This window comes from Streptomyces sp. NPDC086777, assembly GCF_040702065.1.
In the GTDB taxonomy this organism is placed as follows: Bacteria; Actinomycetota; Actinomycetes; order Streptomycetales; family Streptomycetaceae; genus Streptomyces.
Genome location: NZ_JBFBJI010000020.1, coordinates 54,983 through 81,907 on the forward strand (window position 1 = coordinate 54,983; position 26,925 = coordinate 81,907).

The following is a 26,925-nucleotide window of genomic DNA, read 5'->3' on the forward strand; positions in this document are numbered from 1 at the left end:
CCTTCCCCTCCTGTAGGCCTCGGAAGGGCAGGTGGGGATGGGCAAGGTCGGGCGCGTGCTCGTCGTGGCGTTGTTGTCGGTGATGGGGGTGAGCGGGCAGGCCGGAGCCGACCCGGAGCCCGCGCTCTGGGCCGGAAGCTGGGAGGCCGCCCCCTCCGGCACCGAACCGGCGGTGCCCGGCGCCGCGTACCGCAACGTCGTTCACCTGAGCGTGGGCGGCAGCGAGGTGCGGGTGCGGGTCAGCAACCGGCTGGGCGGCGCCCCGCTCCGGCTCGGGGCCGTCACCGTCGCGCTGCGGCAGGGCAGCGGGCCGGCCGCCGTCCCCGGCTCGATGCGCACCGCCACCTTCGCGGGCGCCGGCACCGCCGTCGTACCCGTCGGACAGGACCTGGTCAGTGACCCCGTGCCGCTCGCCGTGCAGGCCGGCGCCGACCTGCTGGTCAGCGTCGAGACCCCCGGCGACTCCGGGCCCGCCACCTACCACCGGGTCGCCCTCCAGACCAGCTACCTCGCCGACGACGGCACCGGGCGGGCCGACGACGAGGACGGGGGCGCCTACACCCGCACCACCGGCCACTGGTACTACGTCACCGGCGTCGACGTGCGGGCCGGGACCCGCGGCACCGTGGTCGCCTTCGGCGACTCCCTCACCGACGGCAACGGCACCAGCATGGACGCCAACCACCGCTGGCCCGACCGCCTCGCGGAGCGGCTGCGGTCCTTGCGGGTCGGCGTCCTCAACGCCGGCATCTCCGGCAACCGGCTCCTGTTCGACAGCACCGGAGGACCCGCGGCCCTCAGCCGCCTGGACGCCGACGGGCTCGACCGGAGCGGGGTCCGCACCCTGGTGCTCCTCGAAGGCATCAACGACATCAAGGGCACCCCCGAGGTCACGGACCCCGCCGACCTCGTACGGGCCTACCGCACCATCGTGGCCCGCGCCCACGAACGCGGGATCCGGGTGGTCGGCGCGACCCTCACCCCCTATGAGGGGTACAGCGCCTACACCGCGGCCCGGGAGGACGTACGCCGGCGGGTGAACGCGCAGATCCGCACCGGACACGTCTTCGACGCCTACGTCGACTTCGACGCCGTCGTACGCGATCCGCAGCAGCCCGGCCGTATCCGGCCCGCCTACGACCCCGGCGACCACCTGCACTTCAACGACACCGGCACGCGCGCCCTCGCCGACGCCGTCCCGCTCGCCGACCTGCTCTGAACGCTCAGCCGGTCCAGCACACCGCGGTCAGCCAGCCGGCCGCGACGAGCAGGCAGCCGAACAGTTCGGCCAGCACACTGGAGCCGCCCGCGCCCATCGCGGTGCGCAGGGCGGCCCGCGCCTCCGCAGGGCGGCCGAGCCGGAGGCGTTCGTGCAGGTAGATCCCGGCCATGAAACCGGGGATCGCACCGAGCACGGGGAACAGGACGAAACCGAGGACGGCGCCGGTACCGGCGTACACGCCCATCCGGGGGGTGGCACCGCTCGCCCGGAGCCGGCGCGGCGGCAGGACCCAGCGGACCACCAGCGCCAGCAGCAGCACCAGGGTCGCCCCGATCAGGACCGTCCAGGCCACCGGGCGCGGGTCGTACAGCGCCCACCACAGCACCGCGGCCCACACCAGCCCCGTCCCCGGCACCCCGGGCACCAGCACCCCGCACAGGCCGAGCACCAGCACCAGGCCGACCAGCAGGAGTTCCCCTGCTCCCATCTGCCCAGAGTGCCGGACGGCGGGCGGACGCGCAGGTCAGTTCCGGGTCACCCAGCCTCGCTCGTAGGCCTGCCAGCCCAGCTGCATGCGGGTCGACACCCCGGCCAGCTCCATCAGCCGCCGCACCCGGCGCTGCACGGTCCGCAGGCCCACGTCGAGCTGCTTGGCCACGCTGGCGTCGGTGAGGCCCGCCAGCAGGAACGACAGCACCTCCAGGTCGGTGGCGTCGGGTCCGTCCGGCTCCTCCTCGACCACCCCGGTCGCACCGAGCCGCAGCGGCAGCGCCTCCCGCCACACGGACTCGAACAGGCCGCACAGAAGTTCCAGCAGGCCGCTGGCGTGCACCACCAGGGCGGCGGGCTCCGCGGCCGACGAGGTGAGGGGGACCAGCGCCAGCGTGCGGTCGGCGACGACCAGCTTCGTCGGCACCCGCTCCACCACCCGCACCTGCTCGTCCCTGCCGAGCGCGGCCGTCAGCTCCGGGACGGCGTCCGGCAGGCCGAGCGCCGGCCGTTCGACCACCACCCGGTAGCGCACGCCCCGTTGCGCGGCCTGTTCCTCCGCCTCGTTCTCCGTCCCGGTGACCGCCACCGGCCTGTCCGTGACCAGCGCGCACACCTCGTCCAGGGCACCCAGCTGGAGCTGCCGGAACCGCCGGGCGACGGCGGGGGCGCCGGTCACCACCTCCACCAGGTCGTGCACCGCCGGCTCGGCGGCGGCCGACCGGTACTCCTCCGCGAGCAGCGCCGCCGCCAGCTCCGCCTTCTCCAGTTCGTGCCGCTGCTGGGTGAGCAGGGCGCCCAGTGCGACCCCGGGCGGCGCCGCCACCCAGCGCTCAGGCCGGCCCGGGGACCGGCCCGCCAGCCCGTGCCGCTCCAGCCGGCGCAGCGCGTGCTCGGTGTCCGGCTCCGTCAGCGTCAGGCGCCGTGCCAGCCCCGGCACGTCGGCGGCGCCCGCGGACACCAGCGCCCGGTACGCCGACTCGTCCCGTTCGTCCAGCCCCAGCGCTGCCAGCATCGGCCCGTGTCACTCCCTCGAACTCCGGTGGCCTGGCGGGAACCGGCCACGGCGCAAACCCGCCGCGGCACATCATCGCCGTACCGCGGGTCACTCTGCCAAGATCACGTCACCGCAGCACCTTCGCACGGGAAACCGATGCGCCGTTCACAGCTGACCGCCAGGAAGACCCGTCACAATCTGGCCTTCCGGCCGGCGCCACGGCGTTCGGCCGTGCGAACGGTGACCGGCCCCACGACGCGCGTACGCGCAGGGGATCTGGGACCGGTCACTCCGGTGTCGCCGGGTGGTTCTCCCGTGGGGGGTGGGACCACCCGGCGACTCACACGTGTCAGCATCGACGCCCTCTCCCCTCCTGCCAGCCCCGTCCGGCACGCCTCGTCCGTGTGCTGTGCACCGTCCGTCCCGCGCGTGTCGCCGATTCCCCTTCCTTGTACGGGTGTTCGGGATGTCCCTCGTCACGCCGTTCGAGCGGGGGTCGGGTGCGGGATTTTCCTGATGCCCCGTTTTCATCCGGCCCCCGCGGTGGACAATTAGGGGCATGAGCCAGCCAGGGGGTAGGCCCGCCCGTCACGACGACGACTGGTGGGGGCAGTTGTACGACGACTCCACCGAGGACACCGGCCCGACGGCCGCACCCGATTCCCTGGACGACCGCTTCGCCTCGGCGAAGAACACGGTGGGGGGACGGCGGGGCGGCACCGCGGAGCCGGGCGACGAGCCGCCACCGCCGACGGTGCCGGCCCAGCGGGTGCCCGCCCCCGCCGAGGGCACCGGGACCGCCGCGCCGACCTGGCCCTGGGACGTGGAGGACCAGGAGCCGCCGGTGGCGGACGGCGGGCACCCGCTGGGCCGGTACCCCGCCACCCGGCCCGACCTGCCCGGCCCGCCCACGTACGCGGCCGAGGAGATTCCGGCCGGGTACACGGGCGAGGAGATTCCGGCCGGGTACACGGGCGAGGAGATTCCGGCCGGGTACGCGGCCCAGGACAGCCCGGCCGCCTATCCCGCGCAGGAGTACCCGGCCGCCTATCCCGCGCAGGAGAACCCGGCTGTCCGTGCCGAGGGGGAGGACCTGGCCGTCCCGGCCGCCGCCTCGGCCTCCGCCGTCGACTACGTCGGCTCCGGACCGCCCACCTACGACGCCGAGCCCACCGCCCTGCCCGCCGCCGACCCCGACGAGCTCGACGACCTGGTCTCCGACACCGTCCTGGACGGCGCCCGGTACGGCGCCTGCACCCTGCGGGCCGTCTCGCAGCGCGGCGACTCCGCCCGGTACCGGGGCGAACCGCGCCGCGACGCCCTGCTCACCGCCCGGTTCGGGACCGGCGAACAGGCCCTGGTCCTGGTCGCGGTGGCCACCGGCGCCCGCGCCACCCCCGGCGCGCACCGGGCCGCCGCCGAACTGTGCCAGTGGATCGCCAGGGCCGTCGGCCGCAGCCATCAGCGGCTCACCGACGACATCCAGGCGGCCCGGCGCGGCGACCTCAAGTCCGGACTGCACCGGCTCACCGACCGCAGCCTCGGCAGGCTCCGCGCCAGCGCCGCCGAACAGGGCATCGCCCCCGAGGAGTACGCGGCCAGCCTGCGCTGCCTCCTGCTGCCCGCCCACCCCCAGTGCCGTACCCGCGTCTTCTTCGGGGTCGGCGAGGGCGGTCTGTTCCGGCTGCGGGGCGGTGAGTGGCAGGACATCGAACCGCGCGTGGACGCCGACGCCGCCGGTGAACCCGTGCTCGGCTTCGGCTCACTGCCCTCCGAGACCCCGCAGGGCGACCGGCTCACCATGGACCTCGGCATCCCGACCCCGCCCAGCCCCTACGAACCGGCCCCCGAACCGCCCCGCGACCCGTTCCTGTTCCGGGCCTCGGTAGCCCGCCCGGGTGACGCCCTCGTGATGTGCACGGGCGGCCTCGCCGACCCGCTGCGCGGCGAACCCGCACTCTGCGCCTACCTGGCCCGACGCTGGTCAGGCCACACCCCGCCGGGCCTAGCCGCGTTCCTCGCGGACACCCAGGTCCGGGTCAAGGGATACGCCGACGACCGTACGGCGGCGGCCGTCTGGGAGGCGTGAGCGCGGCCGCTGTGGATACATGGAAGGGCATCGCGGGGGAGCCGGAGATCCGCGCAGCCGAAGGGTGCCCGACCACCATGGCCAAGCAGAACGTCGCCGAACAGTTCGTCGACATCCTCGTCCGCGCCGGGGTGCGCCGCCTCTACGGCGTCGTCGGCGACAGCCTCAACCCGGTCGTGGACGCCGTCCGCCGCAACTCCGCCATCGACTGGATCCACGTCCGCCACGAGGAGACCGCCGCCTTCGCGGCCGGTGCCGAGGCCCAGATCACCGGCACCCTGGCGGCCTGCGCCGGCTCCTGCGGCCCCGGCAACCTGCACCTCATCAACGGCCTCTACGACGCCCACCGCTCGATGGCCCCGGTCCTCGCCCTCGCCTCCCACATCCCGTCCAGCGAGATCGGCCTCGGCTACTTCCAGGAGACCCATCCCGAACGGCTCTTCCAGGAGTGCAGCCACTACAGCGAACTGATCTCCAGCCCGCGGCAGATGCCCCGGCTGCTCCAGACCGCCATCCAGCACGCGGTCGGCCGCAGCGGGGTCAGCGTGGTGAGCCTGCCCGGCGACATCGCCGACCAGCCCGCCCCCGAGCAGTCCGCCTCGGCCGCCATCGTCACCTCCCGCCCCACCGTCCGCCCCGGCGACGCCGAACTCGACAGACTGGTCGCGATGATCGACGCGGCCGACAAGGTGACGCTGTTCTGCGGCAGCGGCACGGCGGGCGCCCACGCGGAGGTCATGGAACTGGCCGAGAAGGTCAAGTCCCCGGTCGGGCACGCCCTGCGCGGCAAGGAGTGGATCCAGTACGACAACCCGTACGACGTCGGCATGAGCGGGCTGCTCGGCTACGGCGCCGCCTACGAGGCCACCCACGAGTGCGACCTGCTGATCCTGCTCGGCACCGACTTCCCGTACAACGCCTTCCTCCCCGACGACGTGCAGATCGTCCAGGTCGACGTCCGCCCCGAGGTGCTCGGCCGCCGCTCCCGGCTGGACCTCGCGGTCTGGGGCGACGTGCGCGAGACGCTGCGCTGCCTGGTGCCGCGGGTGCGGGCCAAGGAGAACCGGCGGTTCCTCGACCGGATGCTGAAGAAGCACGCGGACGCGCTGGAAGGAGTGGTGAAGGCGTACACGCGGAAGGTCGAGAAGCACGTCCCGATCCACCCGGAGTACGTGGCCTCCGTTCTCGACGAACTCGCCGACGACGACGCCGTGTTCACCGTCGACACCGGCATGTGCAACGTGTGGGCCGCCCGCTACCTCTCGCCCAACGGCCGCCGCCGGGTCATCGGTTCCTTCTCGCACGGCTCGATGGCCAACGCACTGCCGATGGCGATCGGCGCCCAGTTCACCGACCGGCGGCGGCAGGTCGTGTCGATGTCCGGGGACGGCGGGTTCGCCATGCTGATGGGCGACTTCCTCACCCTGGTCCAGTACGACCTGCCGGTGAAGGTGGTCCTGTTCAACAACTCGGCGCTGAGCATGGTCGAGCTGGAGATGCTGGTCGCGGGGCTGCCCGCGTACGGCACCGGCAACACCAACCCCGACTTCGCCGCCGTCGCCCGGGCCTGCGGCGCCTACGGGGTGCGGGTCGAGAAACCGAAGCAGCTGGCCGGCGCGCTCAAGGACGCCTTCCGGCACAAGGGGCCCGCCCTGGTCGACGTGGTCACCGACCCCAACGCGCTGTCCATCCCCCCGAAGATCAAGGCCGAGATGGTCACCGGGTTCGCGCTCTCCGCGTCCAAGATGGTGCTGGACGGCGGCGTGGGCCGGATGGTCCAGATGGCCCGCTCCAACCTGCGCAACGTGCCCCGGCCGTGAACAGTGGCATCGTTCGGCGGCGTCGCTCAGCCGGTGGGCACCCACTGGCGGACGCCGTCCACGAAGCCGTACCAGTAGTGCGGCAGGCCCTTGACGGAGCTGGTTCGGAACGGCCGTCCGTGGTCGTCGATCCGGACGGTGCCGCTGCGGCCCTGTGACGACCAGTCGAGTTCGAGGTACCAGCGGCAGTCGCAGCCCGCGGTGCTCGCCTTGACGCGCAGCACCTCGGGGTCGGTGGCGGAGACCCGGTAGGGCAGGTGCATGGTCGAGACGGTCTTCCCGTCGGGACCCTCACCGGCCACCGGGCGGGCGATGGGGCGGTCCTTGTCCAGGTTGACGTCGAAGTACCGCGGGGTGAGCCCACCACCGCAGCCGTCGGCCATGGAGTAGGCGATGCCGGGCGCGGGAGCCGTTCGGCCGACGACGCGCACCCGCAGCGCCTCCAGGACGACGGCCGTGGACGAACGGCCCTGCACGGAGACGTCCACGATCGTGTTGCCGCCGTGCACCGCGTTCTGGGTGGCCGCCCAGGTGCCGGCGTCCTGCGGGGCGGGCGGCGGCGGGACCCGGGCAGGCTGCTTGTCGATGACGTAGTCGTGGTCGCAGCCCAGCTCCCACAGCTGCGAGTTCGCGGTCCAGGTGAGGGGGACGGCGGTCGGGCCGGGGGTGATGGGCGTCCCGCCGGTGGGGGAGGAGGCCGTTGCCCCGCCCGACGCGGACGGCCTCGAGGCCGAGGCCGGGACCGGGGACGACGGGGTGGCGGAGTTCGGTGCCGGGCCGGTGGTGCGGTTGCCGTGGCGCTGGGCGTCACCGGCGGCGGTCGTGACGGCGGAGCCGGGACTCCGGGGCGCCGCGCCGGTGGCCCGCCGGTCGTCCGGGAGGGCGGCCAGGGTGCCCAGTGTCGTCAGGAGCACCGTGGCCACGGCCGAGACGACCAGCGTGCGACGCCGTCGGTACCAGGGGCGGGCGCCGGGGGCCGGCTCCGGTGCGGGGACCGTATCCGGCAGGGGCTCCGCGGCGGCCTGCGGGGTCCGCACGGGTTCGGCGGCACGGACAGCCGTCGCCCCGGACTCCGTGTTCTCGGCGTTCTCCGCGTTCTCCGCGTTCTCCGCGTTCTCTGCGTTCTCGGTGTTCTCCGTGCTCTCCGTGCCGCGTGGTCGCTGGCGGGCCGCCACCGCGCGCAGCCAGCGCTCGTGGAGTTCGAGCCGTTCCCGCGGTGTCGCCCCGCAGAACGCGGCCAGGCGCTCCACCGGGGCGAAGTCCAGCGGGACCGCCTCGCCCGCGCAGTAGCGGTGCAGGGTGGAGGTGTTCATGTTCAGGCGGCGGGCCAGCGAGCCGTAGCTCCGGTCCGTACGGTCCTTCAACTGCCGCAGCAGCGCCGCGAACTCCTCGACGTCGTCGCGCACGGGCACCTTCCCCCGCTCGTCCGTATCCCAGGCACTCATATACCTGCACGTCAGCAGGGCTGGGATGGTTCCAGGCCGGCGCAACGGCCGGTGGCCGTTGCCGTTCGCCCAGGTGACGGCCGATGCTTCTGGTGTCGCACCGACCTGGGCCGGACCGACCATCCGGCGCCGTCGGCGGCATCCGACATCCATGCACCGATCTACGGGGGAACACCCATGCCCAAGCGCACCCGAGCAGGCGCGCTCACCGCGATCGCCGGTGCCGCACTCGTCGCCGGTACCGCGCTCGCCGCTCCGGCGGCGGCCGCACCCAAGGCGCCCGGCTTCCTCTCCGCCGCCGACCTGCCGCCGCGGGCCGGCACGTCCTGGACGGCCGGCAAGGTCACCGCCGGTATCCCGGAGGAGGTCAGGCAGGACATCTGTATCGGCGTCGGGCTCGGCGGCGGTCAGGACTCCTGGTACCGGACGTTCCGGACCGACCTCGACACGAGCGCCCGCCAGGTCAGCGCCGAGCTGCCCAGCGTCCGCCTGGCGAAGGGCCGGTTCGCGAAGCTCGACGAGGACATCGTGTCCTGCGCGGACCGGATCGAGATGGCGGACCCGCAGACCCGGGCCACGTTCCAGGACCACGGCACCCTCCCGGTCGGGGACGGCGCCCATGTCTACGCCCTGCGCACCGTGACCGCCTGGGGCGCGAGTGACATCCGGTTGATCTCCATCGGCCGGGAGGGGCGCACCGTCACCGTCGTGGACTGGGGGCAGCTCGGCGGCTTCGTGGACGCGCCCGTGAAGGCCTTCAGGAAGACCACCACCACGGCCGTGAACAAGCTGCACTGACGCACGGTCACCAGGGCCGGGGCCGCCCTCTCCCTCGGGGGAGGGGAGGGCGGCCCCGACACAGGACGCAGGACCCACAAACACGAAACACGAAACACGAAGACACAGAAAACGGGGATCAGACATGAGCAGCAAGACCCGCGCCGTCCTCACCGCCGGCGTCCTCGCCGTGGCCCTCGGGCTCGGCGCCACCGCCCAGGCCTCGGCCGGCGCACCGCGCACCGTCAGCGGCAACCCGGCCGACAACATCACCCGCATCGCCGACTTCTACGGTGCCTACATCGACGCGGAGAGCGACCCGGACGGCAGCGGCAACCTGCCCACCGCGCTGCGTGCCTACTACATCGCCCCGACCTACCTGAAGAAGCTGAAGGCCTGGGAGAACCGCGAGCACGCGGACGGGGTGCTGCGGGCCCAGAACACCCCGCTCAAGTGGAAGGTCACGGACAACGGCACCGGAAAGTACACGGAGGCCGTGATCACGCTCACCTGGAGCCGCAACACCACCTCGAAGCTGGTCGTCGACATGACCCGCGACACCCACAAGATCGTCAACATCGGTACCAAGGGCCTCGGGAGCAAGTAGCCGGAAGGACGGGTTTCGGCCAGGTTCGCCGGTGCCGTGGACCGCGTGAAAGAACCCGGGGGGTTGCCCACAGGGCCGAATCACGCAGGGTCCACGGCACCCTTGGCGCGTACGGGACGGTCCGGACGGGGGCGTACCGGCCGGAGCGGGCCCGGGACATGGCCGAACACCCGGTCGTCATCGGCGTGACATGACTGGCGCGTGCCCGAGCGGGCATGGATCCCCGTGAACGTGTTCGATCAGGAGGGGAACCGGCAAACAGCGTGCGGGCGGGGGTCATGAACAGTCAGGCACGAGGGGGCGGTCCCGTGGCCATCGGGGCCTCCTCGGCGCAGACGGCGGGGGAAGAGACCGACACGACAGAACGGGGAAACCCGTCGCAGCTCAGGCGCCGGCTGGGACGGTCGGACCTGCGGGCGGTGCCCGAGGCGCGCAGGGAACTGCGCGAACTGCTGCGGCACTGGGGGCGGCCCGGCCGCTCCGAGATAGCGGAACTGCTCACCAGTGAACTCGTCACCAACGCGCTCGTCCACACCAACCGGGAGGCAGTGCTGACGGCCGTCGTGGCGTCGGGACAACTGCGGGTGGAGGTACGGGACTTCGTGGCCCGCAGGCCGCGGATGTGCAGCCCGGACACCGACTCGGGCGACGGCACGCACGGCCGGGGCCTCGTTCTGGTCGACGCCTTCGCCGACGCGTGGGGCGTGCAGCCGCACGAGATCGGCAAGTCGGTCTGGTTCGAACTGGACGCGGAGGCCGCCTAGCCGGCGCCTCGGACCCTACGGGACGGGGGCGTGACCATCATGGTCACGCCCCCGTCCCGAGGTGCTGTGCGGCAGCGGCCGGTCAGCCGAACTGCTGCTCAAGGTCCTTGAGCTTGCGCTCCAGGGAGTCGAGGCGCGGCAGCGCCATTGTGTCGTCCTCCGCGGTCAGGTCGACCGTGATCGGGTCAGACCCTTTGCGGACGGGCTGAAGGGAGGGCCGCTGGCGTACGGGCAGCTGCTCCGGCGCCGCTATGGCAGGCTCCGCAGTGGGCTGGGAGGCGCGCTCCACCTGGTGCACCTCGTCCTGCCGGCCGACGCGTCCGACGAATCCCCGGTGGCCGCGGCTTATGGCCTTGAGCTGAGCCTTCTCCAGACGGTGCTGCTCGCGGCGGCGCAGTCGGTTCTCCTCCTTCTGCCGCTTGTCGTCGCGCACCTCCTCGACCGCCTCGTCCAGGCTGCGCACGCCCTCCAGGAGCATCAGCGACCAGGCCCGGTAGGTCTCGATGGGGGCGCGCATCCAGCGCACGATGCGGATCTGGGGCAGTGGGCGCGGCACCAGACCCTGCTCGCGCAGCGCGGCCCGGCGGGTCTGCTTCAGCGCGCGGTCGAAGAGCACGGCCGCCGAGAGCGACATGCCGGAGAAGAACTGCGGAGCACCGTCGTGGCCGCCGCCCCTCGGCGCGTGCACCCAGTTGAACCAGGCAGAGGCGCCCGCGAACGTCCACACCAGAATCCGGGAGCCGAGCGCCGCGTCACCGTGGCTGGCCTCGCGCACCGCGAGGACGGAGCAGAACATCGCCGCACCGTCCAGGCCGAACGGCACCAGGTACTCCCAGCCGCCGGACAGGTTGAGGTTCTGCTGGCCGAAGCCGACCAGCCCGTGGAAGGAGAGCGCGGCCGCGACCGCCGCACAGCAGAACAGCAGGACGTAGGAGGCGGTGGCGTATATGGCCTCCTTGCGCCGGCGGCGCTCCTCGCTGCGCTCCCACGAGTCGTCCTTCGCGTGCTCCCCGCCGGACCGCTTGGAGCGCGCAAGCACCGCCACCGCGACCAGCATGCCCAGGAGCAGTACGGCGCCGGGAAGCAGCCAGTTCAGCGATATGTCGGTCAGTCTCATCTAGGGGGTCCCTTGCATTGGGATAGGGCGTATCGCCCGCCATAGTGGCCCAATCCCACTGGCCCTCAGGGGGTTTCGGGGCAAGAGGCCGCCAAGGAAGTGCAAGGAGATGCCCCAGGACGGCATTCTGCTCGAACTGCCGCGTGAGGGGCGGGAGTTGAGTTCGAGTAAGACTACCCATACGGGTGGTTCCTCGGAAAGTTCCTGCGGCAAGTGAGGAAGTTGTGAATTTCCTGTCCGCGCAGGGGCGATCTTGCCACCGGCGATCTTAGTGGATGCCGGCGGGTGCCGTGTCCCGGGGGTGGGTGTCGCGCGGCCTGAGGGGGACTCAGGCGGCCGCGGCCGCGGCGAGTTTGGCGATCCGCTCGTCGTCGCAGGTGCGCGGGCAGGTGGCGCAGGTGTCCTCGGGGCGCAGCGTGTAGTACATGCAGCAGCTCGCCCGGTCCCGGGTCGGCAGCGGTTCCCCGGCCGGTCCTGACAGCACCCGGAAGGCGGCCGACCCGACGTACGGCCTGGTCGCGCCCGGGAGTAGCTGTTCGAGTTCGCGTACGGCCCGTGCCTCGTCCCCGAGCAGTCCGGCGATGTACCAGAGCCCCTCCACGACCTCGTCCGTCGCCATCCCCCACAGGGCGCGCCCGCGCCGCCGCATCCGCGGCCCGAAACCGGCGAGGACCGGCTCCAGGTGCTCGGCGACCGCCGCCCGTACCTCGGCCCGCAGCGCCTCCTCGCCGGCCACCACGACCGCGCCGGGCAGCGCCGCCGCCGGATCGCCCGGCAGGCAGGCGAAGGAATCGACCCGTACGGCCATCCGGCCCGCCGTGCGGTCGTACGACACCGCCGTCGCGGGGAGGCGGGGGACCCGGCGCTCCAGGAACCAGGGGAGGGTGATCAGCAGGCAGGCGGCCCACCCGTAGCGGTGCAGGCCGAAGGTGGCGACCACGTCGGGGCGGGCCGGCTTCCCCTCGTCCCGCAGGATCTGGGCCTCGTCCCAGGCCAGGAAGGCGTCCAGGCCCGCGCCGCCGGCCGCCAGCTCGGCGGCGCCGACCCAGCCGCCGCCCCGGGGTGCCGGTCCGCCGGGACCCAGCTCCGTGACCGCCAGGTCCGGGCAGGCCTCGGTGAGGCGTGCGTAGGCGGCGGAGACGGGGGAGGGCATGGGCTACCACCGATCGGGCGCGGGCCGACAGTCAGATAAGTAAGCCTTACCTTACCCATTCGTTCGGAAATTTGAACCAGCGCCTTGTGCGCCTAAGGTGCTTGACGGACAAGTAACAACCCGCCGTTAATGACCCAAGTGCCGACGAGCCGGAGGAGGACCTGTGAACCAGCGCGCGCACCCGGCTCCCGCCGGGACGGCCAGGGTGCCGGCGCAGTCGCGGTCCGAGGAGTCGGCACGGGAGGCACCCGGGTTCCCCGCCGGCCAGCCCGCCGCCCGGGGTGAGCACACCCACAGCGAGCGGCCCATCCCGCAGCCCAGGCCCGCCGTACAGCGGGCGTCCGTGCGCGGGCAGATCCTCGACGCGCTGCGTACCGCACTGGTCAGCGGCGAGCTGGCGCCCGGCGAGGTGTACTCGGCACCGGCCCTCGGGGAGCGGTTCGGGGTCTCCGCCACACCGGTCCGCGAGGCGATGCAGCAGCTGGCGCAGGAGGGCGCGGTCGAGGTCGTGCCCAACCGCGGGTTCCGCGTCGTCGAGCGGGGCGCCCGCGAGCTCGCGGAACTCGCCGAGGTACGGGCCCTGATCGAGGTACCGGTGCTGCTGCGGCTGGCGCGCAGCGTACCCGCCGAGCGGTGGGCCGCGTTGCAGCCGCTCGCCGAGGAGTCGGTGCGGGCCGCGGCGTCCGGATGCCGGGCGACGTACGCGGGCGCCGACCGGGCCTTCCACCGGGCGGTGCTGGCCCTGGCGGGCAACGAGCAACTGGTTCAGATCGCCGAGGACCTGCACCGCCGGGCGGTTCCGTTGCACGGGGCACGCGCCGACCTCATGGCGGACGCGGCCGAGCATGCGGCGCTGCTGGAGGCGCTGGCCTCGGGGGAACTGGACGCGGTGCGGAGGCTGGCGACCGGGCATTTCGCCGCCGCCGGCTGACAGACCGGAGGCGTCGGCACGGCATCCCACCGTGCAGCCACGGCCCCCTGCCGGCCGCGGGCGCATCGCGGCTCACCGCGCAGTTCCCCGCGCCCCCGACGGGGCTGCGCCACTGCGGACCCCCTGCCGGGTGCGGGTGCTTCGTGGCTTGTCGCGCAGTTCCCCGCGCCCCTGGCGGGGCACGTCGCGGCTGTGGACGGTCTGTCGGGTGCGGGTGTGTCGTGGTTTGTCGCGCGGTTCCTCGCGCCCTTGGCGGGGGACGTCGCGGCTGTGGACGGTCTGTCGGGTGCGGGTGTGTCGTGGTTTGTCGCGTGGTTCCTCGCGCCCTTGGCGGAGGTTGCACAGCTGCGGGCAGTCGTGCCTCCCCCCGTGCCTCAAGGGCCTGGGAGGTGCCCCCAGGGCGGCCCGGGTGGGCGCTGGGGGTCCTCCCGGCCGAAGGCCGGGGGAGGCACCCTGCAAGCGCAGGTGAGCGTCCCCCCGGCCCCAGCGTCCTCAGTCGCCCTGCGCCGTCTTCTGGTACGCGTCGTGCCACGCGGCCTTCGCGCCCGAGTCGCCTATGCGGTAGACGTCGACGACCGCGCCGGCCGCCACGGCCACCGACAGCACGCCCACCACGATCCGCACCGGCAGGGCCGACCAGCGGGCGCCCGTGCCGGGAGCCTGCTCCCGACCGTCGCGCCGCGCCGCCCACCACACCACCGTGGCCAGGACGAACAGACCGAGCGCCCACGGCAGCAGGCCGTCGCCCAGCTCGGTGTGCCGGCGGACCAGGGTGTCCTCGGTCACGTGCCGCTCCAGCCACTCGCCGGCCTGGGTCGCCAGCGGCACGCTGGCCAGTGCGACCAGGGCGAGCCCCGGCAGCAGTACGCCCAGCCGGCGGGCGGCCCGCGGCCACAGCGCGGCGGCCACCAGGGCGAGGGCGGTCAGCGGGACCAGCACGACGACGACGTGGACCAGCAGGACATGGGCCGGCAGCCCGTTGACGGTACTCATGGCGAAGCGCTCCTGTGAGGGTCGGGGCGCGTCAGGCTGCCACAGCAGACTCTCAGTTTCCTCTGAGCCGGGCCTCAGGCCGTCGCCGCGCCCGGTGCGGGCGGAGTCAGCTGCCTCGCCAGCCAGGTCGGGACGCCGCCCAGGAGACGGAACAGGCGTCCCGCCTCCTCACGCAGACGGGACGCCTCCGGCTCGGACTCCGTGTCGGCCAGCGAGGCGAGCGCCGGCGCCGTGCCCACCAGGTAGCCCAGTTCCTCCCTGATCCGCAGCGACTCCGCGAAACCGTGCCGTGCCTCCGCCAACTCCCCCTCCCGCAGCGCCAGCCCGGCAAGGTGACGCCAGGTGAAGGAGAGCAGCAGCGGGTCGGCGTGGGCGGTGGCGGCCGCGTGGGCCCGGCGGTAGGCCGCGCGGGCCGCCTGCGGGGAGCGGGTGAGGTTCTCCGCCAGCAGGCCCCGGCGGAAGTCGAGCAGTGCCCGGCCCGGCGCCCCCGGCGGGATCAGCGCCGCCGCCCTGCCGAGCGCGGCCCGCGCCTCGTCCGCCCGGTCCCGCACCCCGTGCAGCGTGGCCGCGTAGGCGAGTTGGCCGCGTTCGCAGGCGGCAGCGCCCCGCTCCTCGTCGGTCCTGGCCACCGCCTCCGCCGTCCGCAGCGCGTCCTCGGCCTCCTGCCAGCCCCTCTCGGTGTACAGACACCGCTCGACCATCAGCCCCGCCCGCTGCAGGGTCGACGACGGCGTGTCCGACGGCAGCAGAGCCGCCGCGTCGGCCCAGCAGGCCCGCGAGCGCAGCCGCCATACCGCGGTCTGGAGCGGATCGTCACCAGCGGTCGTTCCGTTCCCAGACATGGCGGAGTACGCCACGTTGCCCTCCCCTAGCGCGCCGTCGAGCAGTGAAGTGGTGGCCGCATTCCAGCACCGATCGCCGCGCGGGGCCAAGAGGGTGGGTGAATAATTTCACAAAGTCGTGGGACAGCAGCCCCACTTGGCGCGACCCGGCCGCACGCCCGCGTGACCTCAGCTCATCCGCAACGCCAAGAAGAAATCGAGCTTGTCCTCCAGCCGGGACAGGTCCCGGCCCGTCAACTGCTCGATCCTCCCCACGCGGTAGCGCAGCGTGTTGACGTGCAGGTGGAGACGGGTGGCGCAACGGGTCCAGGAGCCGTCGCAGTCCAGGAACGCCTCCAGGGTGGGGATCAGTTCGGCGCGATGACGGCGGTCGTACTCCCGCAGCGGGTCCAGCAGGCGCGCGGTGAAGGCGCGGCGGACGTCGTCGGGCACGAACGGGAGGAGCAGGACGTGCGAGGCCAGTTCCTGGTGGCCGGCCGCGCAGACGCGGCCAGGGCGCGCCGCCGCCACCCGGCGGGCGTGCCGGGCCTCCTCCAGGGCACCGCGCAGCCCCTCCGCCGAGTGCACGGCCGCACTGACGCCGAGGGTGACCCGGCCGTCGTCGTCGAGGCCCCCCGCCAGCGGAGCCCGTACGGACTCCAGCAGCGCGTCGGCGTGGATGCCGTACTCGGAGCCGTCGTGCTCGGCGGTGACGGTCGGCAGCGGGACGAGGGCGATCGCCTCGTCACCGGTGTGCGCCACCGCTATCCGGTCGGAGGGCTCCGGGCCGGTCGCCAGCGGGTCGACCAGGATCTCCTCCAGGAGGGCCTGGGCCACCGGGCCGCCCGCCACCTCCCCGCCGTCCCACTCGACGCGTGCGACGACCACCTGCCAGTGCGGGGCCGCACCGAGCCCGGGCAGCAGGACCGGCGCGGCCACCCGCAACCGGGCCGCGATCTCGGCCGGGGGCGCGCCCGTCTGCACCAGTTCCAGAACCTCCTGCGCCAGCCTGCGCCGCACCGTACGCGCCGCGTCCCGGCGGTCGCGCTCCACGGCGATCAGCTGGGTGACACCCTGGAGCAGGTCCAGCCGCTCCTCCGGCCAGTCACCCGCGTCCGCCTCCACCGCGAGCAGCCAGTCCGACAGCACGGTCTCGCGCACGTCCCGGGCGCCCTGCGGGGAACGGCCTCCCCCAGCTACCGCTGGGAGGTGCCCCGAGGAGCGGATCGGGAAGAGCGAGTACGTGGTCCCGCCGAGCAGCACGCGGTGCGGACCGCGACGGCCGGTGCGGGTGGCGGCCAGGTGCTCGGCCGCCAGCCCGGCGCAGGCCTCGGCGGGCAGCGCCGGCCCGGACGCCTTGGAACCCGCGATCAGGCGCCCGGTCGGGGACAGCACCCACGCGCGCAGGTCCAGGTCGGAGCCGAGCAGATCGAGGACCACGTCCGGGCCGCCGCCCGCCGGGCCCGAGGTCATCATCCGCCGGTGCCGGTCCACCACGGCCGCCAGGTCCCCGGCGCGCTCGCCACTGACCTGCCGTACGACATGCTCGGTGATCGTCGCGAAGGCCACCGACTCGTGAACCGCGAAGAGCGGGAGACGGTGGCGCGCGCAGGCCACCGCCAGGTCGTCCGGGATGTCGCTCAGCTCCGCCTCGCCGGCCGCCAGCGCGACCACCCCGGCCTGCACCAGCAGCCGTACGAACGGCTCCGAGTCCGCCGCGTCCCGGCGCCACGCCAGGCCCGTCAGCACCAGCTCGCCGCCGGAGAGGTAGCGGCTCGGGTCGCGCAGGTCGGTGGTCATCACCCCGCGCACGGTACGGTCGAGCTCGTCCTCGCCGCCGAGCAGCCGCAGGCCCAGCGCATCGGTGTCCAGCAGTGCGCGCAGCCGCATCTCGTCGCCGCCGTTCTGTGTCTCGAAATCTACGATGAATCTTGAAGGGTCACGGGGGAGGTGCCCGGTGGACGCCCCCGGGGACCGTCACCAAGGGCTGCCGGGCCGCCACCGGTGGTCGCCAGGGCGTTTCCTGCGTTTCCCCAGGAAAACCAAGAGGTTACTGATGACCTCCGTTCATACGAATCTACAAGATGCCCGTGCTGGCCAGCCAACTCCTTCATGGTTTCAGTGACTGACCCCGCTGGAGTAAGGGGCGGTGTACTGGCGTCATTCCGCGTTAACAGGACATGAACGAGCCGGGCCCGCCGCACACGGATTGGCTCAATCCGCACGACTCACGAGACTCACGAGACGGAGAAGAGAGCCGGTCATGGACTTCCTTCGCCCCGCCAGCTGGGAGGAGGCGCTCGCCGCGAAGGCCGAGCACCCCACCGCAGTGCCGATCGCGGGTGGCACCGATGTGATGGTCGAGATCAACTTCGACCACCGCCGGCCCGACCACCTCCTCGATCTCAACCGCATCGGCGAACTCTACGAATGGGAGGTCGGCGAGGAGAGCGTACGGCTCGGCGCCTCCGTCCCGTACACCCGGATCATGGAGAACCTCCGCGCCGAACTGCCCGGTCTGGCCCTCGCCTCGCACACCGTCGCCTCCCCGCAGATCCGTAACCGCGGCGGCGTCGGCGGCAACCTCGGCACCGCCTCCCCGGCCGGCGACGCCCACCCCGCGCTCCTCGCGGCCGGCGCCGAGGTCGAGGCCGAGTCGGTGCGCGGCACCCGGCTCATCCCCATCGACGACTTCTACACCGGCGTCAAGCGCAACGCCCTCGCACCCGACGAGCTGATCCGCGCGGTGCACGTGAAGAAGGCCGACGGCCCCCAGCAGTACTCGAAGGTCGGCACGCGCAACGCGATGGTGATCGCCGTGTGCGCCTTCGGGCTCGCCCTGCACCCGCGGACGCGGGCCGTGCGGACCGGAATCGGTTCGGCCGCCCCGACGCCCGTGCGGGCGAGGACCGCCGAGGACTTCCTGAACGCGGCGCTCGACGAAGGCGGTTTCTGGGACAACGGCAAGATCATCACCCCGTCGGTGGCCAAGCAGTTCGCGGACCTGTGCGCCGCCTCCTGCAACCCGATCGACGACGTCCGGGGCACCGCGAGCTACCGCCGCCACGCGGTCGCCGTGATGGCCCGCCGCACGCTCACCTGGACCTGGGAGTCGTACCGCGGCACTACTTTTCAGAAGGGGAGTGTCGCCTGATGCGCGTCAACTTCACCGTCAACGGACGTCCGCAGGAAGCCGACGACGTGTGGGAGGGCGAGTCCCTGCTGTACGTGCTGCGGGAGCGGCTCGGCCTGCCCGGTTCCAAGAACGCCTGCGAGCAGGGCGAGTGCGGATCCTGCACCGTCCGGCTCGACGGCGTGCCCGTGTGCTCGTGCCTGGTCGCGGCCGGGCAGGCGGAGGGGCGGGAGGTCGTCACCGTGGAGGGCCTGGCGGAGTTCGCGGAGCGGCGGGCCTGCGGGGCGGACAGTGGTATGTCACATGTCACGCGTGACACCTCACAGAACTGGCAGCCCAAGCCCCCCTCCGATTCCCGGACCGGCGAGCGCGCCCGACTCTCCCCCGTCCAGCAGGCCTTCATCGACGCCGGCGCCGTCCAGTGCGGTTTCTGCACCCCCGGTCTGCTGGTCGCCGCCGACGAGATGCTGGAGCGCCACCCCAACCCGAGCGACGCGGACATCCGCGAGGCGCTCTCGGGCAACCTGTGCCGCTGCACCGGCTACGAGAAGATCATGGACGCGGTCCGCCTCGCGGCCGCCCGGCAGGGAGAGGCGGTCTGACGGATGTCCTCCCCCATTCTCGGCTTCGCTCGAGCGGGTGGTGCCCCCGTCGGCGCTCCGCTCGGCACGCCCACCAAGGTCACCCAGGGCTCCCAGACCAAGGGCGGCATCGGTGAGTCCACGCTCCGCCCGGACGGCACCCTCAAGGTCACCGGCGAGTTCGCGTACTCGTCCGACATGTGGCACGAGGACATGCTCTGGGGCCAGATCCTGCGCTCCACGGTCGCGCACGCCGAGATCGTGTCGATCGACACCGGTGAGGCCCTCGCCCAGCCCGGCGTCTACGCCGTCATGACCTACGACGACCTGCCCACCGAGGTCAGGAACTACGGCCTGGAGATCCAGGACACCCCGGTCCTCGCGCACGGCAAGGTCCGCCACCACGGCGAACCGATCGCGATCGTCGCCGCCGACCACCCGGAGACCGCCCGCCGCGCGGCCGCCAAGATCAAGGTCGAGTACCGCGAGCTGCCCGTCGTCACCGACGAGGCCTCCGCCACCGCGCCCGACGCGGTCCTGGTCCACGAGGGCCGCGACGACCACCACATCGGCCACGTCCCGCACCCCAACATCGTGCACCGCCAGCCGATCATCCGCGGCGACGCCGACGAGGCCGCGAAGCGGGCCGACGTCGTCGTCAAGGGCGAGTACTACTTCGGCATGCAGGACCAGGCCTTCCTCGGCCCCGAGTCCGGCCTCGCGGTGCCGGAGGAGGACGGCGGCGTCCACCTCTACATCGCCACCCAGTGGCTGCACAGCGACCTGCGTCAGATCGCGCCCGTCCTCGGCCTGCCCGAGGACAAGGTGCGGATGACGCTGTCCGGCGTCGGCGGCGCGTTCGGCGGCCGCGAGGACCTGTCGATGCAGATCCATGCCTGCCTGCTCGCGCTGCGCACCGGCAAGCCGGTGAAGATCGTCTACAACCGGTTCGAGTCGTTCTTCGGGCACGTCCACCGCCACCCGGCCCGGCTCTACTACGAGCACGGGGCGACGCGCGAGGGCAGGCTGACGCACGTCAAGTGCCGGATCGTCCTCGACGGCGGCGCCTACGCCTCCGCCTCCCCGGCCGTCGTCGGCAATGCCTCCTCGCTCGGCATCGGGCCGTACGTCGTCGACGACGTGGAGATCGAGGCCATCGCCCTCTACACCAACAACCCGCCCTGCGGGGCGATGCGCGGGTTCGGCGCGGTCCAGGCGTGCTTCGCCTACGAGGCGCAGATGGACAAGGTGGCGAAGCAACTCGGTATGGACCCGGTGGAGTTCAGGAAGCTGAACGCCATGGAGCAGGGCACGATCATGCCGACCGGCCAGCCGGTGGACTCGCCCGCCCCGGTCGCCGAACTCCTGCGCCGGGTCACGGCGATGCCGCTCCCGCCCGAGCGCCAGTGGGAGAGCAGCGAGGGCGCCGACGTACGGCAGCTGCCCGGCGGTCTGTCCAACACCACGCACGGCGAAGGCGTCGTACGCGGTATCGGGTACGCGGTCGGCATCAAGAACGTCGGCTTCTCCGAGGGCTTCGACGACTACTCGACCGCGCGGGTGCGGATGGAGGTCGTCGGCGGCGAGCCGGTGGCCGTCGTGCACACCGCGATGGCGGAGGTCGGGCAGGGCGGCGTGACCGTCCACGCGCAGATCGCGCGCACCGAGCTCGGTGTGGCGCAGGTGACCATCCACCCGGCCAACACGCAGGTGGGTTCGGCGGGTTCGACCTCGGCCTCCCGGCAGACGTACGTCACGGGCGGTGCCGTCAAGAACTCCTGCGAGCTGGTCCGGGAGCAGGTGCTGGAGCTGGGCCGCCGCAGGTTCGGTACGTACCACCCCGCCTGGGCCACGGCCGAACTGCTCCTGGAGGGCGGCAAGGTCGTCACCGACGGCGGTGAGGTGCTCGCCGACCTGGTGGACGTCCTCGGCGACGAGGCCGTGGAGATCGAGGCGGAGTGGCGGCACCGGCCGACCGTGCCGTTCGACCTGCGCACCGGTCAGGGTGACGGCCACGTCCAGTACAGCTTCGCCGCGCACCGCGCGGTCGTCGAGGTGGACACCGAGCTGGGCCTGGTCAAGGTGATCGAGCTGGCCTGCGCGCAGGACGTCGGCAAGGCGCTCAACCCGCTGTCCGTCGTCGGCCAGATCCAGGGCGGTACGACCCAGGGCCTGGGCATCGCGGTGATGGAGGAGATCATCGTCGACCCGAAGACCGCGAAGGTCAGGAACCCGTCCTTCACGGACTACCTGATCCCGACCATCCTCGACACGCCGACCATCCCGGTCGACGTCCTCGAACTCGCCGACGACCACGCCCCGTACGGGCTCCGTGGCATCGGTGAGGCACCGACCCTGTCCTCGACCCCGGCGGTCCTCGCGGCGATCCGCAACGCGACCGGCCTGGAGCTCAACAGGACACCGGTCCGCCCGGAACACCTGACGGGCAACGCGTAACACTGCCGAACGGCAGCCCGGCGCCGGGCAGTTGCCCAACTCCCCGGCGCCGGACCCACAAGCGTGCACCTCCGGGCCGTCCCCCGGGTCATGCACTTCCCAAATCCCGCGCGCCGCCGAAGGCATCGGCATGCGCCGGGGGCCCCTGTGAACCTTGGGAGAAGGCACCATGACCCAGCAGTCACTCGAACCCAGGGCGACGGCCGAAGACGCGGGAGAAGGCACCCGCGTCCCGGCCGGACGGTCCTGGCTCGACCGGTACTTCCACATATCCCGGCGCGGATCGAGTGTCGCGCGTGAAGTGCGCGGCGGCGTCACCACCTTCATGGCGATGGCGTACATCCTTCTGCTCAACCCCCTGATCCTGTCCGGCAAGGACGCGGCCGGGGACACGCTCGGCCAGAAGGCGCTGATCACCGCGACGGCGTTCGCGGCGGCCTTCACCACGTTGCTGATGGGCTTCGTCGGCAAGGTGCCGCTGGCGCTCGCCGCCGGCCTCTCGGTCTCGGGCGTGCTGTCCTCGCAGGTCGCCCCGCAGATGACCTGGCCGCAGGCGATGGGCATGTGCGTGATGTACGGCGTCGTCATCATGCTCCTGGTCGTCACCGGCCTGCGCGAGATGATCATGAATGCGATCCCGCTCGCGCTCAAGCACGGCATCACCATGGGCATCGGGCTGTTCATCGCGCTGATCGGCTTCTACAAGTCCGGCTTCGTGCACCAGGGCAAGGCCACCCCGGTCACCCTCGGCCCGGCCGGCGAACTGGCCGGCTGGCCGGTGCTGCTGTTCGCCGGCACCCTGCTGCTGATCTTCATGCTGCAGGCCCGCAACGTCCCCGGGGCGATCCTGGTCGGCATCGTCAGCGGCACCGTCGTGGCGGCCGCGCTGAACGGCCTCGGGGTCGTCGATCCCAGGCAGTGGGCCGACGGCGCCCCGGAACTGCACGGGTCCGCCGTCTCCATGCCGGACTTCTCGCTCTTCGGTCACGTCGAGTTCGGCGGCTGGGGCAAGGTCGGCGCGATGACGGTGGCGATGATCGTCTTCACCCTGGTGCTCGCCGGGTTCTTCGACGCGATGGCCACCATCATCGGCGTCGGCACCGAGGCGAAGCTGGCCGACGACAAGGGCCGGATGCCGGGCCTGTCCAAGGCGCTGTTCATCGACGGCGCGGGCGGCGCGATCGGCGGGCTCGCGGGCGGCTCCGGGCAGACCGTGTTCATCGAGTCGGCGACCGGCGTCGGCGAGGGGGCCCGGACGGGTCTGGCCTCGGTCGTCACCGGCCTGTTCTTCGCGGCCTGCCTGTTCTTCACCCCGCTCACCGCGATCGTCCCGCAGGAGGTGGCCTCGGCCGCCCTGGTGGTCATCGGCGCGATGATGCTGATGAACGCCCGGCACGTGGACTGGGCCGACCGGGCCACCGCCATTCCGGTGTTCCTGACTGTCGTCCTGATGCCCTTCACGTACACCATCACCACCGGTGTGGCCGCGGGCGTGATCTCGTACACCGTCATCAAGACGGCTCAGGGCCGGGCGCGGGAGATCGGGGCATTCATGTGGGGCCTGACAGGGATCTTCCTGGTCTATTTCGCCCTCAGTCCCATTGAGAGCTGGCTGGGCGTCCAGTAGGCGTGTGGACGCTCCGCTGGGAGAGCCGTGACGGAGCTGCGGTCGGTCGTCGGCCGCGGGTCCGTCGGGGCTGGTCGCGCAGTTCCTCCCCCCAGCCTTCGGCCGGGGGGACCCCCAGCGCCCCTTCGGGGGCGCCTGTCCCTGACCTCGTTTAAGGAGACCGAGACATGCTGGACATCGCCGAGGAGCTGGACCGGTGGGTCGCCGAGGGGCGCAACTTCGCCGTGGCCACGGTGGTGGCGGTCGGGGGGAGTGCGCCGCGGCAGCCCGGTGCGGCTCTCGCGGTGGATGCCGGGGGGACCGCCGTCGGCTCGGTGTCCGGCGGCTGTGTGGAGGGCGCCGTGTACGAGCTGTGCCGGCAGGCGCTGGAGGACGGGGAGACCGTCCTGGAGCGCTTCGGGTACAGCGACGAGGACGCCTTCGCCGTCGGCCTGACCTGTGGCGGCGTCATCGACATCCTCGTCACCCCGGTCCGGGCGGACGACCCCGCCCGGCCGGTGGTCGCGGCGGCGCTGTCCGCTGCCGCGGGCGGGCGGGCGGCGGCCCTCGCGCGGGTCGTCACCGGCCCGGCCCAGCTGCTGGGCCGGGCCCTGCTGGTGGACGCCGACGGTGCCCACGAGGGCGGTTTCGGCGCCCACCCCGAGCTGGACCGGACGGTCGCCGCCGAGGCCGCCGCCCTCCTGGGCGCGGGCCGCACCGGCACTCTGGAGATCGGGGAACAGGGCTCTCGGTGCGGAGCACCGCTCACGGTGCTGGTCGAGTCGTCCGTCCCGCCACCCCGGATGATCGTCTTCGGTGCGATCGACTTCGCGTCCGCGCTGGTCAGGGTCGGCAGGTTCCTCGGCTACCGCGTGACGGTGTGTGACGCGCGGCCGGTCTTCGCCACCAGGAACCGTTTCCCGGAGGCCGACGAGATCGTCGTCGAGTGGCCGCACCGGTACCTGGAGCGCACGCGGGTCGACGGCCGTACCGTCCTGTGCGTCCTCACCCACGACGCCAAGTTCGACGTCCCGCTGCTCCGGCTCGCGCTGCGCCTCCCGGTGGCCTACGTCGGCGCGATGGGGTCCCGCCGTACCCACCTGGACCGCAACGAACGCCTGCGCGAGGTCGGCGTCACCGAACTGGAGCTGGCCCGCCTCCGGTCGCCCATCGGCCTCGATCTCGGCGCCCGTACGCCCGAGGAGACCGCACTGTCGATCGCGGCCGAGATCGTCGCGAACGGCCGGGGCGGCAGCGGGGTCTCCCTGACCGGCGCGCACACCCCGATCCACCACGACGTGACGTCCGCGGCACTCCCGGCACGGCGGATCGGATCGGTGGCGTAGCGCTCCGCCGAGCGGGCCCCTCGGGCGCCCCTGGGCGGGCCCCCGGGCGGGCCCGCGCCCGGTCAGGGCCGCCGGAGGAGCGAGTTGACCGCCCGCCCGAACACCGCCCGGGAGGTCCGGCGGACCAGCGGGTCGAAGAGCGACGGCAGCCCCCGGATCCGCAGTTCCTCGTGCCAGACCACCCGGGTACGGCCGCCGGGCCCGGGGTGCACCTCCAGTTCGGCCCAGCCGAGCACCACCCGGCCGTGTTTGACCAGGCGGCACCGGCCGGAGCCGCCGTCCCGCGGGGGCTCCCAGACGGTCACCTCCATGGGATCGTCGAACGACAGCGGCCCGAACCCGGAACGGGCGACGAAGACCGTGCCCTCGTGGGTCGGGGGATCGGTGAGCACGGTGACCCGGGTCAGCGGAACCACGTCGGCGTGCCGGGACCACTCCGTGAGCCGGCGCCAGGCCTCGTCGATCGGCAGCGGAGCCGTCCGCTGGAGGAGGAAGTTGACCACGGCACGATCGTAGGGAACCGGCCACCGATCGCGGGTCGCACACGGGATGTTCACAGGACAGACAGATTCGTCCAACCCGGGCCGGAGTCGGACCCGGCCCCGCACGACTCCCGCGATGGCGGGCAAATCGCCCGCCCGCACGGCGAGTTGGCCGACATGCCGTCGAAGACCCCTGGCGTCCCGATCGCCCGGGCGGTCCGGTCCCGTGGTCAATTCCCGGTGACGGACTCCACCCAGCTGATGAAGTTCGCCGTCGGGTCGCCGGTGCGCTCGGCCTCGGTGTGTCCCTGGGCCCACACGGTGGCGAAGTCGACGTCTCGGATGCCGTAGTCGCGCAAGGCCAACCGGAGGTTGATCTCGGTGGTGTTGGCAGTGTCGCCCTGCATGATGCCGGTGCGGATCCGCCAGTGCCGCGCGACCTGCGACCGGCGGTAGCCGTCGAAGGCGGGTGACAGGAAGTACAGCGGGTTGTACGCGTCGGCCCGCCAGGCCATGTCCTTGCCGACGCCGTCCTTCTTCGCGAAGTCGCTGTCGTAGGCCACGGAGCCGTAGTCGGAGCTCCAGTCGGAGTACGTGGCGTACGTCGTCTCGTTCGCCCGGACGACGTCACGGGTGAGCGGGGCGAAGTGCGCGGGGGCGTTCAGCCCCGTCGCGAAGACGCCGTTCTCGGTCTGCCCGCGGGAGTACCCGTCGAACGCGCCGACCGGCTTGTTCGCGGTCTTCTGGCTGTTGACGAAGCCTTCGAGGCCGGAGACCGTCGCGGTGTTGGTGGCGGCGTCGTAGGTGACCCACGTACTGGCGGTGTTGAGGTAGGCGATGTAGTCGTCGACGGTCCGGTACGTGGTCGAGGTCCCCGGCTGACCCGATCCGGGCGGGCCGCCCATCGTGGTGAGGGTGTACGGGAACGTGGTGTCGGACAGGAAGTTGTTCAGCGAGGTGGTGATCACCTCGATCAGGTGGTCGTAGTAGCTGCCGGCCAGGTGGGTGCCGCTGTCGGACGCGGTCAGCGTCAGGCGCCTGCCGTGCTCGTCCCGCAGCCCCAGCCGGTTGACGTACCTGGGCCAGGCCTTCGCGAGGTCCGCCGAGTAGGCGCTGGTCCAGGTGCCGGACGCGCGGGTGCCGGTCGAGGCGAACTGGCCCATGTTCCACTCGTAGGACAGGTTGGCCTCGTGCAGGCTGGTGATCGGGCACCAGGCCATGACCGCGGCGACCGCGTCGCTGAGGGGCCTGCCCTTCGCGTCCGCCATCGCCGCGCCGATCGTGCGCAGGTACGGGTCGTACAGGGGGCTGTCGCCGGAGGCGCCCGCCACGGTGTCCTGGGCGCCGCCGCCGCTCATGCCGAACAGGACGATGTCGTCCGTGCTGCCGGGCAGGACGCCCCGGTTGTACCGCAGGAAGCGCACCGCGGCCTTGAGGTCGGTCACGCCCCAGGGGGCCGCGTCGGAGCGGGTACCGGTCGAGCTGTCGCGGCCGCGCAGGCCCGGCCACACGTAGATGTGCCCGGCCGCGAGGTACGGCGAGACGCTGCGGTAGCTGTAGGACGTGGCCGGCTTCTGGGCGGCGTAGCCGGGGGTGTTGACCGGGACGACGATCGGCGCCGTGCGTGCCGAGTACGCGCCGAAGGTGCCCTTCGGGTCGACCGTCGCGGTGTACGTGGTGCCGTCGTCGTTCGGGGTGGCCTTCAGGTAGGCGCCCGGCACGTAGACCGACAGGTTCTCGATGTCCGTCGCGGCCGGGTTGGTGACGTACACCTTCCCGAGCTGGTAGTACACGTCGTTGGCCGAGTCGTACGACCAGGCGGCGGGATCGAACTCCAGCGAGTACGCCGAGTCCGCCGTGGACGTGCCCGACGTGCCGGACGGGCCGGTCGACGGCGAGGCGCCGGCGAAAGCCCTGCCTGCCGCGCCCTCGGCCATGCCGAACGCGGCCACGGCTGCGGCACCCCGGACAACGGTTCTGCGGTTGATCTCCACCCGTGGACCTCCTTGTGCAGCGGGTTGCTGTGCGGCTCTTCCGCGTCACCGACTGTAGGCAAGGACGCCAGGGATTGTTGACAATTTTGATGATTATTTTG

Annotated in this window: 22 protein-coding genes; 12 read left to right on the plus strand and 10 right to left on the minus strand. The window is 72.6% G+C overall.

All coding sequences use genetic code 11. From position 1 onward, the window contains the following. Positions 1 to 37 precede the first annotated feature (37 nt). On the plus strand, positions 38 to 1,219 hold the full coding sequence (locus tag AB0472_RS26515) for an SGNH/GDSL hydrolase family protein (protein ID WP_366359658.1): 1,182 nt from the start codon (positions 38 to 40) through the stop codon (positions 1,217 to 1,219). A gap of 4 nt (positions 1,220 to 1,223) precedes the next feature. Here the strand turns inward: AB0472_RS26515 and AB0472_RS26520 are convergent, their stop codons facing one another. Beyond that, positions 1,224 to 1,709: a DUF456 domain-containing protein gene (locus tag AB0472_RS26520; RefSeq protein ID WP_366359660.1), complete on the minus strand. Its 486-nt coding sequence runs from the start codon at positions 1,707 to 1,709 to the stop codon at positions 1,224 to 1,226. A 36-nt stretch (positions 1,710 to 1,745) separates the two neighbouring features. Further along, positions 1,746 to 2,726 carry a helix-turn-helix domain-containing protein gene (locus AB0472_RS26525; RefSeq protein ID WP_366359662.1) on the minus strand — a complete coding sequence of 327 codons (981 nt, stop codon included), beginning with the start codon at positions 2,724 to 2,726 and terminating at the stop codon, positions 1,746 to 1,748. A gap of 541 nt (positions 2,727 to 3,267) precedes the next feature. Here AB0472_RS26525 and AB0472_RS26530 point away from each other — a divergent pair. After that, positions 3,268 to 4,797 (plus strand): protein phosphatase 2C domain-containing protein, encoded by a 1,530-nt coding sequence (locus AB0472_RS26530; protein ID WP_366359664.1) that lies wholly within the window; start codon positions 3,268 to 3,270, stop codon positions 4,795 to 4,797. A 77-nt stretch (positions 4,798 to 4,874) separates the two neighbouring features. Further along, the gene (locus tag AB0472_RS26535; protein WP_366359666.1) at positions 4,875 to 6,617 is read left to right on the plus strand and encodes a pyruvate dehydrogenase; all 1,743 of its coding nucleotides are present in this window, start codon (positions 4,875 to 4,877) and stop codon (positions 6,615 to 6,617) included. A gap of 26 nt (positions 6,618 to 6,643) precedes the next feature. Here the strand turns inward: AB0472_RS26535 and AB0472_RS26540 are convergent, their stop codons facing one another. After that, positions 6,644 to 8,023 carry a helix-turn-helix domain-containing protein gene (locus AB0472_RS26540; RefSeq protein ID WP_366359668.1) on the minus strand — a complete coding sequence of 460 codons (1,380 nt, stop codon included), beginning with the start codon at positions 8,021 to 8,023 and terminating at the stop codon, positions 6,644 to 6,646. 216 nt (positions 8,024 to 8,239) lie between these two features. Here AB0472_RS26540 and AB0472_RS26545 point away from each other — a divergent pair, with 216 nt between their 5' ends. The 3 genes from AB0472_RS26545 (at position 8,240) to AB0472_RS26555 (ending at position 10,210) form a co-directional block, all read left to right on the plus strand. Then, positions 8,240 to 8,860: a hypothetical protein gene (locus AB0472_RS26545; protein ID WP_366359670.1), complete on the plus strand. Its 621-nt coding sequence runs from the start codon at positions 8,240 to 8,242 to the stop codon at positions 8,858 to 8,860. Between the two features lie 124 nt (positions 8,861 to 8,984). Next, positions 8,985 to 9,446 (plus strand): hypothetical protein, encoded by a 462-nt coding sequence (locus tag AB0472_RS26550; protein WP_366359672.1) that lies wholly within the window; start codon positions 8,985 to 8,987, stop codon positions 9,444 to 9,446. Between the two features lie 308 nt (positions 9,447 to 9,754). Further along, the gene (locus AB0472_RS26555) at positions 9,755 to 10,210 is read left to right on the plus strand and encodes an ATP-binding protein (protein WP_366359674.1); all 456 of its coding nucleotides are present in this window, start codon (positions 9,755 to 9,757) and stop codon (positions 10,208 to 10,210) included. Positions 10,211 to 10,292: 82 nt separating this feature from the next. On the opposite strand, the gene AB0472_RS26560 is transcribed toward AB0472_RS26555, so the two are convergent. Further along, complete coding sequence (locus AB0472_RS26560) at positions 10,293 to 11,327, minus strand: DUF2637 domain-containing protein (protein ID WP_366359676.1); 1,035 nt, start codon at positions 11,325 to 11,327, stop codon at positions 10,293 to 10,295. Between the two features lie 328 nt (positions 11,328 to 11,655). Then, positions 11,656 to 12,480, minus strand: coding sequence for a (2Fe-2S)-binding protein (locus tag AB0472_RS26565; RefSeq protein WP_366359678.1), 825 nt, complete (start codon positions 12,478 to 12,480; stop codon positions 11,656 to 11,658). Positions 12,481 to 12,643: 163 nt separating this feature from the next. Between AB0472_RS26565 and AB0472_RS26570 the strand changes: the two genes are divergently transcribed. Continuing rightward, positions 12,644 to 13,411 carry a GntR family transcriptional regulator gene (locus AB0472_RS26570; protein ID WP_366359680.1) on the plus strand — a complete coding sequence of 256 codons (768 nt, stop codon included), beginning with the start codon at positions 12,644 to 12,646 and terminating at the stop codon, positions 13,409 to 13,411. Positions 13,412 to 13,903: 492 nt separating this feature from the next. On the opposite strand, the gene AB0472_RS26575 is transcribed toward AB0472_RS26570, so the two are convergent. The 3 genes from AB0472_RS26575 to AB0472_RS26585 form a co-directional block, all read right to left on the minus strand. Continuing rightward, entirely contained in the window at positions 13,904 to 14,404 is a 501-nt protein-coding gene (locus AB0472_RS26575) for a DUF2231 domain-containing protein (protein ID WP_366359682.1), read from the minus strand. Positions 14,405 to 14,478: 74 nt separating this feature from the next. Next, positions 14,479 to 15,246 (minus strand): hypothetical protein, encoded by a 768-nt coding sequence (locus AB0472_RS26580; protein ID WP_366359684.1) that lies wholly within the window; start codon positions 15,244 to 15,246, stop codon positions 14,479 to 14,481. Between the two features lie 168 nt (positions 15,247 to 15,414). Then, entirely contained in the window at positions 15,415 to 17,115 is a 1,701-nt protein-coding gene (locus AB0472_RS26585; protein WP_366359686.1) for a PucR family transcriptional regulator ligand-binding domain-containing protein, read from the minus strand. Between the two features lie 373 nt (positions 17,116 to 17,488). On the opposite strand from AB0472_RS26585, the gene AB0472_RS26590 reads away from it, so the two are divergent. From AB0472_RS26590 to AB0472_RS26610, 5 genes are all read left to right on the plus strand, one after another. Continuing rightward, positions 17,489 to 18,379: a xanthine dehydrogenase family protein subunit M gene (locus tag AB0472_RS26590; protein WP_366359688.1), complete on the plus strand. Its 891-nt coding sequence runs from the start codon at positions 17,489 to 17,491 to the stop codon at positions 18,377 to 18,379. After that, on the plus strand, positions 18,379 to 18,960 hold the full coding sequence (locus AB0472_RS26595) for a (2Fe-2S)-binding protein (RefSeq protein ID WP_366359690.1): 582 nt from the start codon (positions 18,379 to 18,381) through the stop codon (positions 18,958 to 18,960). Before AB0472_RS26590 ends, AB0472_RS26595 begins: the two co-directional genes overlap by 1 nt. Before the next feature lie 3 nt (positions 18,961 to 18,963). After that, positions 18,964 to 21,396, plus strand: a complete 2,433-nt coding sequence (locus tag AB0472_RS26600) for a molybdopterin cofactor-binding domain-containing protein (protein ID WP_366359692.1) — start codon at positions 18,964 to 18,966, stop codon at positions 21,394 to 21,396. 169 nt (positions 21,397 to 21,565) lie between these two features. Next, positions 21,566 to 23,023, plus strand: coding sequence for an NCS2 family permease (locus AB0472_RS26605; protein WP_366359694.1), 1,458 nt, complete (start codon positions 21,566 to 21,568; stop codon positions 23,021 to 23,023). Between the two features lie 167 nt (positions 23,024 to 23,190). Further along, complete coding sequence (locus tag AB0472_RS26610) at positions 23,191 to 24,348, plus strand: XdhC/CoxI family protein (protein WP_366359696.1); 1,158 nt, start codon at positions 23,191 to 23,193, stop codon at positions 24,346 to 24,348. A 62-nt stretch (positions 24,349 to 24,410) separates the two neighbouring features. On the opposite strand, the gene AB0472_RS26615 is transcribed toward AB0472_RS26610, so the two are convergent. Continuing rightward, complete coding sequence (locus AB0472_RS26615; protein ID WP_366359698.1) at positions 24,411 to 24,851, minus strand: SRPBCC family protein; 441 nt, start codon at positions 24,849 to 24,851, stop codon at positions 24,411 to 24,413. A gap of 209 nt (positions 24,852 to 25,060) precedes the next feature. Continuing rightward, positions 25,061 to 26,824, minus strand: a complete 1,764-nt coding sequence (locus AB0472_RS26620) for an esterase (protein WP_366359700.1) — start codon at positions 26,822 to 26,824, stop codon at positions 25,061 to 25,063. Positions 26,825 to 26,925: the final 101 nt, after the last annotated feature.

Bases quoted from the DNA above. Each gene is read 5' to 3' on its own strand.
- AB0472_RS26515 (WP_366359658.1), top strand. From the start codon at position 38: ATGGGCAAGGTCGGGCGCGTGCTCGTCGTGGCGTTGTTGTCGGTGATG.
- AB0472_RS26520 (WP_366359660.1), bottom strand. From the start codon at position 1,709: ATGGGAGCAGGGGAACTCCTGCTGGTCGGCCTGGTGCTGGTGCTCGGC.
- AB0472_RS26525 (WP_366359662.1), bottom strand. From the start codon at position 2,726: ATGCTGGCAGCGCTGGGGCTGGACGAACGGGACGAGTCGGCGTACCGG.
- AB0472_RS26530 (WP_366359664.1), top strand. From the start codon at position 3,268: ATGAGCCAGCCAGGGGGTAGGCCCGCCCGTCACGACGACGACTGGTGG.
- AB0472_RS26535 (WP_366359666.1), top strand. From the start codon at position 4,875: ATGGCCAAGCAGAACGTCGCCGAACAGTTCGTCGACATCCTCGTCCGC.
- AB0472_RS26545 (WP_366359670.1), top strand. From the start codon at position 8,240: ATGCCCAAGCGCACCCGAGCAGGCGCGCTCACCGCGATCGCCGGTGCC.
- AB0472_RS26550 (WP_366359672.1), top strand. From the start codon at position 8,985: ATGAGCAGCAAGACCCGCGCCGTCCTCACCGCCGGCGTCCTCGCCGTG.
- AB0472_RS26560 (WP_366359676.1), bottom strand. From the start codon at position 11,327: ATGAGACTGACCGACATATCGCTGAACTGGCTGCTTCCCGGCGCCGTA.
- AB0472_RS26565 (WP_366359678.1), bottom strand. From the start codon at position 12,480: ATGCCCTCCCCCGTCTCCGCCGCCTACGCACGCCTCACCGAGGCCTGC.
- AB0472_RS26575 (WP_366359682.1), bottom strand. From the start codon at position 14,404: ATGAGTACCGTCAACGGGCTGCCGGCCCATGTCCTGCTGGTCCACGTC.
- AB0472_RS26580 (WP_366359684.1), bottom strand. From the start codon at position 15,246: ATGTCTGGGAACGGAACGACCGCTGGTGACGATCCGCTCCAGACCGCG.
- AB0472_RS26585 (WP_366359686.1), bottom strand. From the start codon at position 17,115: ATGCGGCTGCGCGCACTGCTGGACACCGATGCGCTGGGCCTGCGGCTG.
- AB0472_RS26590 (WP_366359688.1), top strand. From the start codon at position 17,489: ATGGACTTCCTTCGCCCCGCCAGCTGGGAGGAGGCGCTCGCCGCGAAG.
- AB0472_RS26595 (WP_366359690.1), top strand. From the start codon at position 18,379: ATGCGCGTCAACTTCACCGTCAACGGACGTCCGCAGGAAGCCGACGAC.
- AB0472_RS26600 (WP_366359692.1), top strand. From the start codon at position 18,964: ATGTCCTCCCCCATTCTCGGCTTCGCTCGAGCGGGTGGTGCCCCCGTC.
- AB0472_RS26605 (WP_366359694.1), top strand. From the start codon at position 21,566: ATGACCCAGCAGTCACTCGAACCCAGGGCGACGGCCGAAGACGCGGGA.
- AB0472_RS26610 (WP_366359696.1), top strand. From the start codon at position 23,191: ATGCTGGACATCGCCGAGGAGCTGGACCGGTGGGTCGCCGAGGGGCGC.